This is a genomic window from Actinobaculum suis, from assembly GCF_900102025.1.
Classification (GTDB): Bacteria; Actinomycetota; Actinomycetes; order Actinomycetales; family Actinomycetaceae; genus Actinobaculum; species Actinobaculum suis.
On record NZ_FNAU01000001.1, the window covers coordinates 63,273 to 78,721 of the forward strand.

A 15,449-nucleotide genomic window follows, 5' to 3' on the forward strand; every position below is an offset into this window, starting at 1 on the left:
GTTGTTATTTCCTCGCTTCCCGGGCGAAGGCGTCCCCGCGATCGGCATAAGAAGTGAATTGGTCCATGGAAGCGGCGGCCGGCGCTAGGAGCACGGTATCGCCCGGCTGGGCAATTTGCCGGGCCCAGGTGATCGCTTCTTGCATGGGAGCGGTGGCCAGCGCGGAAATGTAGTACACCGGAATGGTCAGCTCCGCTAAGGCCTCATGCCATTCTTCTTGTTCCGTACCGATCACCACCACGGCCCGCAGTTTGCTTTCCACTTCGCGCACCAAGTTTGTGAAGTGGGCCCCCTTCGGTTGCCCACCGGCGATCCACACCACCGTCCCATCGGCTTGGGCGAGCAAAGAAGCCCGCGCCGCGTGAGCATTGGTGGCTTTCGAATCGTCGATATATCGCACCCCGTCTTTCACGGTTACGGTTTCAATGCGATGTTTGCCGGGCAGCATGGATCGCAGGCCGGCCCGGATCGACTGCGCGGAAATCCCCAATGCCCGGGTGAGCGCTGTAGCCGCCAAAGCATCAGCCACAATATGTTCCGGAACTACTTCCGCATCCGGGGCAAGCTGCGCCAAATCGGCTAGTTCATACAGTTCGGTGGCCGTATTCCAACGGTCAGCCCCAAAGGCGCGGTCTACCACGATGCCGTCTACCACGCCGAGCTGGCCCACTTGCGGCACGCCCGCGGTATATCCAATCGCCCGGGCACCTTCTACCACATCGGCCCCATCGACCATATTTTGTACCGTTTTGTCCCCTACCGGATAGATCGCTGCCCGGCGCACATTGTGGTAGACCCGCGCTTTGGCACGCCAATATGATTCTCGGTTGCCATGCCATTCCAGGTGGTCATCGTCAATATTGAGGCAGACCGCGGCGTGCGGAGAAGCCGTGTTCGTGGTTCGTAATTGGAAGCTGGATAGTTCTAAGGCCAGGGCCCGCGGAGCATCGTTATCCGTGCGGATTGTTTCGGTGATTGCGGGGTTGCCGATATTGCCTACCGGGGTCCCGCCCAAACCTGCCTGCCCTAAAATACGGGCAGCCATGGTGACCGTCGTCGTCTTCCCATTGGTACCCGTAACCGCCAACCAGGGCGCCCACCGCCCGGCGCTATCGCAGGCACGCAAACGCCACGCCAATTCTATTTCGGAGGCTAGTTCCACCCCGTTTTCTTGCGCGAGGGTGAAGAGCGGGGAGGTTTCCCGGATGGCCGGGGCAGGCACGATCAGGTCTGGACGCCAGCGGAGCACCTTTTCTGCTAATTCTTCCGCATCCGCATCCGAACCGGCAGTGGCGAGCGGCAAAGTAGTTACCGCTGCGAGTTTAGATATATCGGAATCCCACGCGGAAACCTGTGCTTGCGTGGTGTTACACAGGGCACTTGCGGCGGCTTGCCCCGATTTTCCGAGGCCGACGACGGCGATTCGCATCCCCGCCATGCTTTCTGCACCCGGAATGTGCAAGCTCGTGGTGTCCAGAAGGTCGTAGTCGTTTTCCATTACTGCATCGCCAACCATTCGGCATAGAACAAGCCCACTCCCACGCAGGCACAAAGCGCTTCAATAAGCCAGAATCTGACGGTAACCGTGATCTCATTCCAGCCTTTGAGCTCGAAATGGTGATGTATCGGGGCCATGCGGAAAACGCGTTTTCCGGTGGCTTTGAATACTGATATTTGAATGACGTCAGAAACGATTTCGAAGACGAAAAGCCCGCCGATAAGCAAGGCCAAAAACTCAGTGTGGGTGAGGATAGAGATACCCGCGAAGGTCCCGCCCAGGGCGAGCGAACCGGTATCTCCCATAAAGATTTGCGCCGGGTTCGTGTTCCACCACAGGAAACCAATTACGGCACCCACTACCGCAATCGCAATAATCGCCATATCCCGCGGGTCGCGCACGGTATAGCAGCCGGGGGCGGCATCGACCACGCCCAAGCAAGCATGGTTGGACTGCCACATCGCAATACCGGCATAGGCCGCGAAAGCAATTGCGCTCGCCCCGGAAGCCAAGCCGTCCAAACCATCCGTCAAGTTCACCGCATTCGACCACGCGGTAATCAAGAAATTCGCCCACAAAACGAAAAGGATCACGGCGCCCACCGCGCCCGCAAAAGCCAGGTCGAATTTAGTTTCCCGCATCACCGAAAGCGCGGTGGATGCAGGTGTGCGGCCATGTTCATTGGGGAACATGAGCACGGCTATCGACCAGGCAATCCCCACGACCGCCAGCCCAATAATTTTTGCGATCGGGGTGAGCCCCAAAGATTGTTTCTTGCGGATCTTGGTGAAATCATCGGCGAATCCCACCGCTCCCATGCCAAACATCAGGGCCAGCAACAATATCCCGGATACTCCCGGGGTGCGGCCGGTGGCCAGGTTGGCTACCAGGTAGGCAACTACCACGGCGAAGATAATCATTACCCCGCCCATGGTGGGCGTGCCGCGTTTAGTGAGGTGCGAAGTAGGGCCGTCTTGCCGGATGAACTGGCCGAACTGCCGGGACACCAAGAATTTTATGAAGAGGGGCGTGCCCAACAGCGTTACCACGAGTGACACCGCGAACGCGATGAGAATCGCTAGCATCTCTCCCTCTCTTTCGAGCTCGTAACGGCCGAGTCCGAAGCTTGCCCCGCCCCGGCCGCATTATTTTCATTCGACCCGCTCGCGGAATCTTCCGCGAAACTATTAGCGATCTGCCACACACCCGAACTGTGCGAGCCTTTGAGCAAAACCGCATCGCCGGCTCTGAGCATACCCGCTAGCTCGGCTTGTGCGCCGGAAGCGTTCGCCGCCTCCACCACGGTAATGCCATGTGTGCGGGCACTTTCCGCCAGCGGTGTGGTTTCCGCACCCACGGTGAGGAGATAGTCGACGCCGGCTGCTGCCAGTGGTGCGGCCAGGGCGCGGTGTTCGGCCGCGCTAGCTTCTCCTAGTTCAAGCATGGCACCCAGCACGGCGATTTTGCGCCGGCCGGTACCAATCCGGCCCAGCGCAGCAATACCAGCGCGCATGGAATCCGGGTTGGCGTTGTAAGAATCATCGATTACCAGGTATTTGCCTCCGCTTCGCCACTGCACGTCCATGCGGTGCGGGGAGGCGGCAGGAGCGGCCAGGCCGGCCGCGATTTCTTCTCCGGCCAAACCCAAAGCGTAGGCGCCAGCCGCAGCCGCCAAGGCGTTACTGACTTGGTGCGCGCCCACCAAGCCGAGTTTGACGTCTTGGGAGCCGTATCCGGCAGGGCCGCGGAGCCGGAAATGGGCTCGGTCGTTTTCATCGAGCCGCACATTTTCGGCCACGAAATCTGCTTCCGAGTTGCCGGCTGCCGAAAAACGCCATACTTTGCCGGGGGCCAGGCTGGCCATGGTGGCCACCCGCGGATCGTCGCAGTTTAAGACAGCGGTGCCACCGGGCCGCAAGTTGCTCACCAGTTCGGATTTGGCACGCGCCACGTTTTCAATACCGCCAAAAACGCCGAGGTGGGCGCGGGCTACCGCGAGAACCACTGCCACATCGGGAGGCGCAATGGAACACAGGTAGGAAATATTGCCGATGCGGTCCGCTCCCATTTCGGCTACCAGGGTGGCGGTGTTTTCGTCTACCCGCAATACCGTGAGCGGCAAGCCGATCTCGTTGTTCAAGGAACCCGGCGGGGCTACTACTTCGCCGCGGCTTACCAGGATACGTGCCAGTAGATCTTTGGTGGTGGTTTTACCCACGCTGCCGGTTACTGCCACTACGCGTAGCTGGGGGTTTGCGGCGCGAGCGAGCCGCAAGTTTTCCCGAGCTAATTTACCTAGGGCGGCCGGTACGTCTTCCACCACGATGAGGCGGCGCGGATCGGCGCCGCTGGCGGTAGCACATTCCGGATCGGTGGTGAGCACGGCGGCTGCGCCCGCTTGCAGAGCCGGGCCGGCAAACTTAGCCCCGTCCACGCGCGCACCTTTAATGGCAGCAAAAATTGCTCCCGGCGTGACTTCCCGGTTATCGCGCACCACTGCCCGGGCCCGCACATTTTCGTGGCCGCGAGTGGTTAAATAGCCTTCCGCGGCCTGCGCTACCTGGGCGAGAGTCATTTCAATCATGCGAAGTCTCCTTTGTGGCCCACAGTGCCAGCACCTTCTGCCCCGGCCGCGCCAGCTTCCCGGCGGGCGGCGCGGTTTTCCCGGAGCGTGAGGGCGCGGCGTGCTTCTACACGGTCATCAAGTTCTACTTCTCCGCCGCGCACCGGCTGGTGAGTTTCATGGCCACGCCCGGCCAGCAGCACGGTATCGGCCGCGTCCGCACCGCAAATGGCGGCGTGAATAGCTTCGCGCCGGTCCGGAATTTCTATTACGCGGGCCGGGCCCGCCGCGGTACCCCGCAAAAGGTCGGCACGAATTTGCGCCGGATCTTCCTCATGCGGATCGTCATCGGTGATATACACGAGGTCTGCTGCGGCGGCCACCGCCCGGCCCATAGCCGGGCGTTTATCGGCGTCGCGCTCTCCGGCCGAACCGGTAAGCACAATAAACTTGCCGGAAACAGTATCGCGCAGGGCCGCCATCGCATTTTCCAGGGCCGCCGTATTATGTGCAAAATCCACCACTACGCGCGGCTGTTGGGAAATGATTTCCATGCGTCCGGGCACTACCGGATCCACTCCGCCCGCCAGTACCGGGCGGATATCCACGCCCGCTTCCGCGGCCATTGCCACCGCCAAAGCCACATTTTCCACATTGAAGGAACCAGGCAACGAAGTGCTAAACACGTGTTCTTCTCCGGCCGGGCTACGCAAAGCAATCTGCGTGCGATGGCCGGGTTGTACGCGGGTAACTTCCCAGGTGGGGAATCCGGGCACGCTTTCTTCACCCGGCAGTATTAGCTGGGTGGCCGGGATTTCAGCTTCGCGCAGCAGGCGCTTGCCCCACTCGCTTCCGCTGCGAATAACCGCGCGGCGCGCCCGCTGCGGGGTGAAGAAAGTACGTTTGGCCTGGTAGTAGCTTTCCATGGTCTGGTGGAAATCCAGGTGGTCTTGGCTCAAGTTGGTAAAACCGGCCACGTCAAAACAAATCGGATCGGTACGGCCTTGCGCCAAAGCGTGGGAAGAAACTTCCATAACTAGCGCATCCCCTCCCCACTGCCGGTGGGTGGCCAAGAGTTTTTGCAATTCATCGGGCATGGGCGTGGTCAAATGCGCGGGCACGGTTTCCCCGCCGACCCGTACTTCCACGGTGCCGATTAGGGCCGGCTTTTTCTCGGCCTGGCGAAGTAAAAAGTCCAGGATGTACGCCGTCGTCGTTTTTCCGTTGGTACCGGTAACCCCGCAGGAAAGGAAACTGTGGGCTGGGTAGCCGTACAGTTTTGCGGCTAGTTCCCCCAGATGGGTTTGCGGCGACTGTGCCACCACCACCGGAACCGGGGTGGAGTTTTCGGGCACCTGGGCAGAGGTTCCAGAAACCCGTGCGCGGTTTTTAGAACCGTAACTTACGCCGGCATCAGAACCAGCACCGGCACCTGCAGCAGTGTTTACGAAAACGGCACTAAAACCCGCACCGATACCGGAGCCCGCAATAATTTCTGCGCCGGCCGCATCGGTATAGATAGCTACTGCTCCTTGAGCTACCGCGGCAGGCGCAAAAGTGGCGCCATGCACTTTTGTACCTGGCAGGGCCGCGAAGAGGTCTCCCGGGCCGGCCAGGCGCGAATTAGCGGTAACCCCGGTGACGAGTGGATTGGCGCCACGCGGAGCCGTTTCGGTCAGTTCGCCCAAGGGCATTGCCTGCGCCCGTTGCGGTTCTTGTACCACGTCCTGTACCTACTTCCTGCTTCCTGCTTAGCCAATATCTGATGCGTACCACGGGTATTTGTACAGCGGCACCTCCGAAGGGGGAATGCCCAGCTGCCGGGTAGCGAACTGCGCAACCTCCTTGAACACGGGCGCCGCGGTTTCCCCGCCGTAACCGGCCCCAGCCCCACCGTAAACGGTACCCGCAATTGCGATCTGCGGGTTTTCTGCCGGCACGACGCCGATAAAGGTACCTACCCGCTCGGTGAGGTTACCAGCTGCGTCCGGGACCTGCGCGGTTCCGGTTTTACCCGCCACATTGTAGCCGTCTACGCGCGCCGCCCACCCCGTAGAACCAGGCTGGGTGACCCCCTGCATCATATTCAGCATGGTTGCCGCTGATTCTTCGGAAATCACGCGGTGGGATTCTCCGGGCCCGGTGGGTATTTGGGCGCCGTCTGGATCGGAAACCGCGTCAATAATCCGCAAGGGCACGTAAACGCCGTGGTTGCCGATCGTGGCGGCAATTTGCCCCAGTTGTACGGTGGTGGCCGCCCAGCCTTGCCCGAACATAGTGGTGTAGCGGGTGCGGTTATCCCAGGTGGAAGGATCCCGCAAAATACCGGCCGATTCGGCAGGCAATTCAATCCCGGTAGGGGTGCCGATCCCGAAAGATTTCATGTATTCGAAACGGGTTTCATCCGGCACGGTATCGCCCACTTGGACCAACCCGGTGTTATAAGACAGCGCCATAATCCCGGCTACCGTCATTTGCCGGTTCGGGTGTTCGTCATTGTCCGAAATGGTTTCCCCATTGGGCATGGTGATCTTATCGGGCACGCCGAAAGTACTTAGCGGGGTCACGGACCCTTGGTCGATAGCCGCCGCAAAGGTGGGGATCTTGCCGGTAGAGCCCGGTTCTACGGGAGCTTGGACCGCTCGTGAACCCCAGTTTTCGGGGCTCGTGCCCGCCAGGTTTGAAGGATCCGGCGAATGCGAATCTGCTAGGGCGAGGGTGCGCCCGGTCCCAATTTCGATAACTACTGCAGAACCCCATTGTGCTTGGTTTGCGTCTACCGATTTATCGAGCGCCGCCATGAGGGAGTTTTGTAAATCCCGATCAATAGTTAACGTGACGGACCGGCCATTCTCCGGTTCTACGCGGGTAGCCGTACCGTTGGGTACCACGGCCCCGCCGCCGGCCACTTGCACCGTGTATTCGCCGTCTTTACCCGCGAGAATATCTTCTTGCGTGCGTTCAATTCCGGCTTGTCCTACTGATTCGGGTTGTTCGGCAGTTTCGCCCACGTACCCGAGAATATTTCCGGCCACCGGCCCGTTCGGATAATCCCGTTTCATGTATTGTTCGGGTTCAATACCGGGGATGCCGAGGGAAGCGATTTCCCGCCAAGTTTCAGGGGAAATATCTTTGGCGATATAGACGAAGGTGGATTTCTTTTCCCCGCCGATCATTTTCCCGCCCAGTTCGGCGCGGTCAGTTTTGAGGATCGGAGCTAGTACTTTCGCGGCTTCCGCGGCCCCGGTACCGGCAACGACGGGCGCACCGGTAGCGTCGCGTTGCAGATTGCCTTCCGCATCGGTGGCGTAGTGTACGTAATCGCCGATGAGTTTCTGGTTGACGCCGATGTTGTAACGTTCCACGGAGGTAGCTAGTACCGCGCCGGAAGAATCCCGAATATCGCCGCGCTGGGCGTGCAGGGTATAGGTACGGGTACGGAAAGCATCAGCCGCGGCGGAAAGCTGTTCGGACCGTAAGAACTGCAGGTCAAAAAGTCGGATTCCGAGCACGAGGGAACAGACCGCGAAAATTACGACGAGTGTGCGCATCCGGCTGCTAAACAGCGGGCGGCGTACGGGCCGTGCCGTACGCGCCGTGCCGTGAAGCTTACTCATCACCCTTCCTTCACTTTCCTTCCTCCCACCGCTACTCGTTTTCTGGGCGCTGCTGGTTCCTCAACCTAGTTTTCTACCTTTTCCCAACCTAGCCAAGATCCCGATCATCGCGTCGAGATCGGCAGATAACTGCTAAGGCGTGTTGGTATGCGGGGTGATAACGCGACCCTGTGCCAGATCAATGTGTTGCACATTTGGCGCCGGTTCCAGGCCGAGTTCTTTGGCCCGCTCCAGCAAACCGCCCGGCGTAGAGGCTGCCACCACTTGGTCCCGCAAAGTTGCTTCGTGAGCAGATTCTTCGGCAATGCCTTGCTGTACCGAACGAATTTCGTAGGCGGTTCCTACCATGGCTGTATTCAGCGAAAAGACGGTTATCAAAGAACCGATGAACAGCAGCGCACAAATCGCGATCGTCCACCCAAAACCGCGACTCGCGGTGGGGGTGGGTACCACGGTGAGATGGGGTTTGCCATCAATTACACGGCGTGGTTCGGGCCGGGCCTCGGTTTCGAGACGGCGTACTGCTTGACTCACTGTGCACCTCCATCGCGCATCGTGTTATCGCGCATTTTTTCGGCAGCGCGTAAACGCACCGAAGCAGAGCGCGGATTTTCGGCTATTTCTTCCGGGGTGGCCTGGCGGGCCCCGCGTGTCAATAACCGCAGCACGGGTTCATGGCCGGCCAGTTCTACCGGAAGCCCACGCGGCGTTGTGGAACGGGAAGCATCTCCCAAAACTTGTTTAACGATTTTGTCTTCCAAAGACTGGTAGGACTCGACGACGATCCGCCCGCCCACTCGCAAAGCAGAAATCGCTGCCGGCAGGGCCCGCTCCAAAGCGCCCAATTCATCATTGACCGCAATCCGCAAGGCCTGGAAAGTACGCTTAGCTGGATTACCGCCGGTGCGCCGCGCCGGCGCCGGTATAGCCGCGCGCACAATGTCCACTAGCTGGCCGGTGCGGGTAAGCGGCTCCTTGGCCCGCTGGCGCACAATTTCCCGGGCAATACGCGGGGCGAATCTTTCTTCTCCGTAACGGCGCAAAATCCGCACCAGTTCTTTTTCGGATGCCTGGGCTAAAAGCTCGGCCGCGGTAATACCACTCTCCTGGTCCATGCGCATATCCAAAGGTGCGTCATGGCTATAGGAAAATCCGCGTTCGGTGGCATCCAGTTGCAGGGAAGAAACTCCCAGATCCATGAGGATGCCAGCTACCCCACCCGGAGCATAAGTAGCCGCTATATCGGCGACGGCGTCGTACACCGCCTGTACGGGCCGGAAACGCTCCCCGAAAGGTGCCAAGCGTTCACTGGCCAAGGCGATGGCTTGCGGATCACGGTCGATGCCGATCACCGTAAGTTGCGGGAAGCGGGTGAGCGCCGCTTCGCTATGCCCGCCCATGCCGAGCGTGCAGTCGATGAGAATAGGCTTTTCCGAGGAGAAAGCGGGGGCTAGGAGGTCGAGGCACACATCGGCGAGAACGGGCTGGTGCAAGGCGTTGTGCGCCGCCCGTCCTTCTCCGTTGCTCATTTTGTGCCTCCCCGCATTCCCTCCTCGGAAAAGATCCCCTCCGCGGTTCTGAAGCTGGGGAATTGCCTCAGAGCCAGACGGAGAAGATCATCCCCGAGGCAGGATCCTCGTGTGCTGCTACCAGCGTGAGATCTTCGTTTCCTGGTTTTCCGGTGTAGTGGCGGTTAGAAGAGCCCCGGAATGACTTCTTCTTCCCGTTCGGCGAATGCCGATTCTTGTTCTTCCAGATACGTGGCCCAGGATTCGGCGTTCCAGATCTCCACGCGGTTTCCCGTACCGATCACTGCCAAATCCCGTTCCAAACCCGCATATTTGCGGAGCATCGCCGGAATGGTGATGCGTCCCTGTTTATCGGGAACATCATCAACTGCACCGGAAAGCAACATTCGTGTATACGAACGTGCCTCCTTGGAGGTAAGTGGAGCCTTAGCCAAGGTTTGCTGCATTTCCGCAAATTCCTGAAGTGGAAAAACGTAGATGCAGTGTTCTTGGCCGCGGGTCATGACCAGACCTCCCTGCAGTTGGCCACGGAATTTGGCGGGCAAGATGATCCGGCCTTTCTCATCGAGCTTCGGCTCGTAAGTTCCTAGGAACATCTCGCACCCCCTTTCCCGTGGCGCTCCACTCCACAATACTCCACTTTGCTCCCTCAGCATTTCAAAAATGCTGGCCAACAGCAAGCAAAATAGCATATTTGCGCGGTTTTACGGGGTGGAGGAAGGTGGGCGCCGGATAGCTCACGGCGTGTTTGCGCCCGCGCGAAAAGGTGTACGAAAAAACGCGTGGACGCCGTTGCGGCAAACGTTTTTGGCCGGAATCGAAGCGCTAATCCAGGCGCGCCGCCTCCCCACTAAACCGCGAAATCTGGCGGTTTTAGGAGCGGGGTGGGAAAGCGGTAGTAGCATTGCCGCGGATTAAAAAACAGTGGGCCCGTGGTCTTCTCCACCAGTTATTTCGGGGAGAAAACCACGGGCCCACCGCGATATGCCTTTTGTCCTAGGCTTTCAGTTATTTTGTTCTCATTATGCCAGTAGGCTAGGCGCCGCCGAATTTGAGCCAGGCACCGTCGATTTTGGGCTAGGCGCCGCTGTAGTTAGGCTATGCGCCGGCAAAAATAGGCTAGGCGCCACCAAAATCGCGCCGCCGCCGGTTCCATTCTTCTACTTGGCGCGCCATGAAACCGCGTGCCTTGGCACCCGGTGATTCCGTATTGGAATCACCACCTACTGGCTGCTCTACTTTCTGGGTGGTGATACCCGCGAGCGCATACCACACCCCGCCGAACATGATGATCACACCACCCCCGGAAATCCACAGCATGCTTGCCGCCACACCCCATACGAGCAAGGCGATTCCGCATACCAGCGCGAGTAAACCGAGCACGAGATGCCGAATGGACAGCTGCCGCGTGACGGTTTCCCGAACTTCCTTCGGCTTCATGTTCTGAGCGAAGCTCGGATCCTCATCCGCCAGTTGTGCCTCGAGCTCCTCGAGCATCTTGCGCTCGTAATCAGACAGAGCCATGGGGCCTCCTTACCGAAAAGTCTCGTACCAGTTTAGCTTGTTAGTCCCGCTCAACCATAGCCGGTTCCGCGCCGCAGATCGACAAATGTTCAAGAGTCAGGCGTGGTTTTCCAGACTATGGCGCGATTTACTCGGTTTTGTTGGGATCGGCCGCTTACTCGATTTTGTTGGGGCCGGCCGCTTACTCGATTTTGTTGGGGCCGGCCGCTTACTCGGTTTTGTTTAGGCCGGCCGCAGGGGCACGAAGTGGAGCGTCTGGAGTTCCCGGTTTGGTCTGGATGCGCTAAGCAGCCGGGCTGCCCGGTTTGTCCGGGGCGCGCGAACCATCTGGACTGCCCGGCTTGTCCGGCGCACGTGCAGCATCTGGGGCGTGCGGGTCTGCCTTGGTGCCGAGCAGACTGGCCGGGCTTAGCACACTATCTCCAAACCGGGCGCGAATGGAGTCCATGGTTTTTTCAGCAGCGGAGCGGCGGGCGTCGTCGTCGAAAGCAAGTTGGACACCCTCGCCTTCCGGGCAGAGCTGTTCAGCACGCAAACCCAGTAGGCGCAAGCCGGGCGGGCGGATCTCGATGGGACGGAGAAGTTCTACCGCGCGGTCGTAAAGGTCTTGGGCTACTTGGGTGGGTTGGTCGAAAGTGGCGGAGCGGGTGATGGTGCGAAAATCGGCGAAACGTACTTTGATGGAAACCGTGCGCGCGGCCAGGCCGGCTTGGCGCAGGCGGCGGGCGGCGTCGTGAGCGTGGGCGAGTAAAACCTGGTGGAGTTGGGTACGTTCAGCCACGTGTTCGAAAAATGTGGTCTCCCGGCCCATGGATTTTTCTTCCCGCGTGGTTTCTACCGGGCGCGGGTCGTGCCCCATCGCAAGTTCGTACAAGTGGGTGCCGGCAGCTTGACCCAACACGCGAATCAGGCGCTCCGGGCCAAGCCGGACCAGATCACCCACGGTATCCACACCTTCCCGGTCAAGCCGTTCGCGTGTGCGATCACCTACTCCCCACAGCACGCCGACCGGTAAAGAGTGCAGGAAAGGCAGGGTTTGGGCGGCGGAAATAAGCATCCACCCGTCCGGTTTAGCCTGGGCAGAAGCAATTTTGGCCACGTGTTTGGTGGCGGCGATTCCAACCGAGGCAGGCACTCCTTCCTGGGCACGGATTTGCGCGCGAATCATTTGCGCGATTTCCACCGGGGACCCAAAGAGGCGGCGCGCTCCGGAAACATCGAGGAAAGCTTCGTCTACAGAAACCTGCTCCACCGCGGGCGTGACCTGCCGCAAAATATCCATAATGCGGGCCGAAACCGCCTGATATTTTTCGCCGCGCACGGGCAACATCACCAGCTGTGGGCACCGCCGGTAAGCCAAACCCACGGGCATGGCCGAGTTGACCCCGCATTCCCGAGCCTCATAAGAAGCGGCGGCAACCACGCCGCGTTCCTGCCCGCCTACGGCCACGGGCCGACCGCGCAACTCCGGATGGTCTAGCAGTTCCACCGCCACGAAAAAAGCGTCCATATCCACGTGGAGAATCGGGGTGTCCGAATCGTCCGTCCCCCAAGAATGCCGGGCGCTTTTGACTCGCGGTCCTCGTGACATATCGGATTCCTCCCTCCCTGTATTATCGCCGATCCGCGGCGCGAACGGTACTAGGCAACGGAAGCCAACGACACCCGGAAACGGAAAGCGACCGTACTGGGTAACGCAAACGCGCTTTATTTGGTAACAGGAGCGCGCGATACTCGGCAACACAAACCCGCGATACCCGGCAACGCGAGCGCGCAATACCCGGCAACGCATGCGCGCGATACCCGGCAACGCGAGCGCGCGATACGCGGGAGCGAAAGGCGGCTTTTTAGCCACAAATGAGCGAAAATAACATTATTTTCCGTGATCTAGTAAACTATTTGTGTGGCTGATTTTCCTGTAGAACCTGTTGTGACTGATTTTTCGGTGGCCGAGCTGGAACGACATCGAGATCGCCCCTCTTTAGTAACTCTTTTTCTTTCCGGGGTGGAATCTTCGGCACTTGATTTGGATGATCCAACGTACCTCGAATTTGAGTACATGCAGCATTTTCGGTGCGCGGTAGACGCCGTTTTTCCCCCCAAGCAGCCGCTCAAAGCCTTACATTTAGGAGGGGCTGGGTGTGCCTTTGCACGGGCTTTAGATGCCTTGCGCCCCGGTTCGCGCCAGCTCGCAATCGAAATTGACCGGCGGCTGGCCGAATACGCCCGGCAGTGGTTTGATCTACCCCGTTCCCCGCGCTTGCGGATTCGCGTGGAAGATGCCCGGCACACCCTCGATACGATCAACCCCGCTTGGGACGTGATCATTCGCGACGCTTTCCAAGGCGTGGAAGTTCCTAGCCATTTGCGCACGGTAGAAAGCGCGCGGGAAGCAGCGCGCATCCTCGCTCCCGGTGGGGTTTATCTGCTCAATTCCATTGCTTCGGCCGGGTTGAACCGTTTGAACGCAGAAGCCGCCGCCTTGTTTACCGCTTTCAAATACGTAACCGCGATTACCGACCCGGCAATTTTACGGGGCCGGCGCTTTGGCAATATTGTGCTTGTTGCTTCTAATGACGAACTGCCGCTGTACGAACTGGAGCGAAAAGTGCGCAGCCTTCCCCTGCCCACGCGGCTAGTAGATCCGGAAGACTTACGGGCGCGGGCGCGCGGTGCCCAACCCGCCCGAGATGCCGAAGTTGGTTGGGTGCCAGGAGCACACCCCTAAACAGGAGCACACCCCTAAGCACGACGCCGGACGCGAGAGCTTCCGAGCAACCGAGCGTTTCCGAACGGCCCGATGTTTCTGAACGACGCCGGACGCGAAAGCCTCCAGGCGACCGGTTGTTTCTTAGGGCCGCCGCTCCACCTCCGAGGGCACCACTCGCCTCCGTGGACCGCCGTGTACCGGCTGCCTTTATTTAGTCTGCCGCGTGCCGGCCGCGCCGCGGCTGCTGGCCGGGGTCAGTTTCGGAAGAGTTTTCGGCGTCGTAAGCTGTGCCATTAGTTGGCTCTTCGACTGTGCCGTTATTCGGCTCTTCATCCGCCGGGGTTTCTGCCGCCGTTGCTTCTTCGCCCTGCGGTGATGATGCTGCCTGGCCGGTATCCTCAGCCGGAAGGTTATCGCCGGCTACCGTTTGTTCGGTGCCCGCGGCCGGGTGGTCGGCGGCTGTGCTCAGCACCGGCCGGGCCGTACCAGCGTCTCCGGCGGTGGGCGCATTTTCGGGGCCGGTTTGCACTTGCGGGGCGCCATCGGCGTCGTACCCTTGTGAGCTACCCGGGAACTGGGCTTGGCCACGCTGCACCATCCCGGGAGGCAGGGGGAACTGACGCGCCACGAACTGCCCATCCCCCGCAGCCGGCGCGCTATACGTAATCCCGGCATCTTCGGCATGGTTCAAGTTAACGGCTGGCCACTGCCCGCGCGAGGCCGCCGAAGCTCGCGGCGAAGGCCCGGTACGGTAGCCACGCGCGCGGCGGAAAGCTTCCAGCTGTTCGGCAATCCCGCCCAGGGATTCAAACTCGGTATCCTCGCCAGCCCGCGCCTGATCTTTTTGTTTCGAAGCTTCGTATTGGGCAAGGAATTGTTCGGCCGCGCGGCCAATTTCTTCTACCGAAGGCACATCAGCGCTCGTGCGCGGTGCCTGTACCAGGCCCGGATCGGCGTCGGACTTATCGTATTCTTCTTCGAAAGCAGTAACTATCTCCCGCAACTGCTCGTTTTGCTTCATCATGGTTTCCAAAGCTTCGTTTTCTTCCCGCGCCGAAACTTCCAGATCACCCAGCGGGAAAGAGAACCCAGAAACCGAAGCCAGCATAGAAAGACCCGAAACCGCGCCGGCAGAATACCGGTTTCCCGTCAGGTACACCGGCACGCGCACGGTAAGCGCCACCGATTCCATCCCGAACTGGGCAATGTTGTACTCAAAGAAATCCGAAAACGAAGCCGAATACCACACATTTGCCTGCAAAGCCGGGGCAACTTTCTCCCGGTTGTGGGACCGCACGAGCATATCCGGTTGGCGTGTGTGCGGCAGCCCCGCCGGAATAGAACCGACTGAGAAAACCCGTTTAATTCCGAAATAGTGGAGAGTATCCACAAGATCGGCAGCGAAAGTATCCCAGTAGAAATCCGGTTCCGTACCGGTAAGGAGCAGGAAGGGCCGGCCTTCCATATCCCGCACGATATAAAGGTCGATAGCTGGCCGGAACAGCCCCACCAGCTCGCCATTTATGTAATTGACGCGGGGGCGTTGGGCCCGGTAGTCCAAAAGGGGATCAACATCTATACGGGCCGCGCGTACCGTATCCAAAGTAAGTAGTTCTGAACGGACCAGATCCGAAACTGAGCCGGCGTCGTTCAAAGGATCCGTCAGGTTCACCACCAGAGTATCTAACTGGTCTGGAAAATCGCCGGTTGCGGCATCAATAAACCTGCCCACGTGATCTCCTTCCTGTGCGTGCCCTCAGGGGCCTCAACGCCATCAATCTTCTCATATGCCCGAAATCTGATTGATTTCGTTACAAGCGCATTTGCCTGCCCAGCGTGGTGGCCTGGGACACAACGGAGGCGAGGATTTTTCGCGATAATTGCATGTCAAATTCTCGGCACCGAAGTTTCGATCATATGCGGTTTGCGTGCAGAATACATTTTCCGCACGCACCCGTTTTGCTCGCGGCGTGCTTGCGGTAGTTATTTCCACGAAGCCGGTACTGCT

12 protein-coding genes are annotated in these 15,449 nt (G+C 59.6%); 1 reads left to right on the plus strand and 11 read right to left on the minus strand.

Going from position 1 to position 15,449, the window contains the following annotated elements; translation table 11 throughout:
- Window positions 1-4: 4 nt before the first annotated feature.
- The 10 genes from murD to dinB all read right to left on the minus strand — a co-directional run bounded on the left by murD (window position 5) and on the right by dinB (window position 12,322).
- Window positions 5-1,498: a UDP-N-acetylmuramoyl-L-alanine--D-glutamate ligase gene (gene murD / locus BLT47_RS00285; protein ID WP_074660836.1), complete on the minus strand. Its 1,494-nt coding sequence runs from the start codon at window positions 1,496-1,498 to the stop codon at window positions 5-7.
- Window positions 1,498-2,583, minus strand: coding sequence for a phospho-N-acetylmuramoyl-pentapeptide-transferase (gene mraY / locus BLT47_RS00290; RefSeq protein WP_065415167.1), 1,086 nt, complete (start codon window positions 2,581-2,583; stop codon window positions 1,498-1,500). The genes murD and mraY overlap by 1 nt, the downstream gene beginning before the upstream one ends.
- Window positions 2,577-4,082 (minus strand): UDP-N-acetylmuramoyl-tripeptide--D-alanyl-D-alanine ligase, encoded by a 1,506-nt coding sequence (locus BLT47_RS00295; RefSeq protein WP_074660591.1) that lies wholly within the window; start codon window positions 4,080-4,082, stop codon window positions 2,577-2,579. The genes mraY and BLT47_RS00295 overlap by 7 nt, the downstream gene beginning before the upstream one ends.
- On the minus strand, window positions 4,079-5,785 hold the full coding sequence (locus BLT47_RS00300) for a Mur ligase family protein (RefSeq protein WP_074660593.1): 1,707 nt from the start codon (window positions 5,783-5,785) through the stop codon (window positions 4,079-4,081). The genes BLT47_RS00295 and BLT47_RS00300 overlap by 4 nt, the downstream gene beginning before the upstream one ends.
- A gap of 27 nt (window positions 5,786-5,812) precedes the next feature.
- Window positions 5,813-7,678, minus strand: a complete 1,866-nt coding sequence (locus tag BLT47_RS00305; RefSeq protein WP_074660595.1) for a peptidoglycan D,D-transpeptidase FtsI family protein — start codon at window positions 7,676-7,678, stop codon at window positions 5,813-5,815.
- 132 nt (window positions 7,679-7,810) lie between these two features.
- Complete coding sequence (gene ftsL, locus BLT47_RS00310) at window positions 7,811-8,212, minus strand: cell division protein FtsL (RefSeq protein ID WP_049619061.1); 402 nt, start codon at window positions 8,210-8,212, stop codon at window positions 7,811-7,813.
- Window positions 8,209-9,207, minus strand: coding sequence for a 16S rRNA (cytosine(1402)-N(4))-methyltransferase RsmH (gene rsmH, locus BLT47_RS00315; RefSeq protein WP_074660597.1), 999 nt, complete (start codon window positions 9,205-9,207; stop codon window positions 8,209-8,211). The genes ftsL and rsmH overlap by 4 nt, the downstream gene beginning before the upstream one ends.
- Window positions 9,208-9,371: 164 nt before the next feature.
- Window positions 9,372-9,803, minus strand: a complete 432-nt coding sequence (gene mraZ, locus BLT47_RS00320) for a division/cell wall cluster transcriptional repressor MraZ (protein WP_049619063.1) — start codon at window positions 9,801-9,803, stop codon at window positions 9,372-9,374.
- A 523-nt stretch (window positions 9,804-10,326) separates the two neighbouring features.
- On the minus strand, window positions 10,327-10,731 hold the full coding sequence (locus tag BLT47_RS00330) for a DUF3040 domain-containing protein (RefSeq protein ID WP_074660601.1): 405 nt from the start codon (window positions 10,729-10,731) through the stop codon (window positions 10,327-10,329).
- A 283-nt stretch (window positions 10,732-11,014) separates the two neighbouring features.
- Entirely contained in the window at window positions 11,015-12,322 is a 1,308-nt protein-coding gene (gene dinB, locus BLT47_RS00335; RefSeq protein WP_083329951.1) for a DNA polymerase IV, read from the minus strand.
- 312 nt (window positions 12,323-12,634) lie between these two features.
- Here dinB and BLT47_RS00340 point away from each other — a divergent pair, with 312 nt between their 5' ends.
- Complete coding sequence (locus BLT47_RS00340; RefSeq protein WP_074660603.1) at window positions 12,635-13,459, plus strand: spermidine synthase; 825 nt, start codon at window positions 12,635-12,637, stop codon at window positions 13,457-13,459.
- A gap of 193 nt (window positions 13,460-13,652) precedes the next feature.
- On the opposite strand, the gene BLT47_RS00345 is transcribed toward BLT47_RS00340, so the two are convergent.
- The gene (locus tag BLT47_RS00345) at window positions 13,653-15,173 is read right to left on the minus strand and encodes a PAC2 family protein (protein ID WP_074660605.1); all 1,521 of its coding nucleotides are present in this window, start codon (window positions 15,171-15,173) and stop codon (window positions 13,653-13,655) included.
- Between the last annotated feature and the right edge of the window lie 276 nt (window positions 15,174-15,449).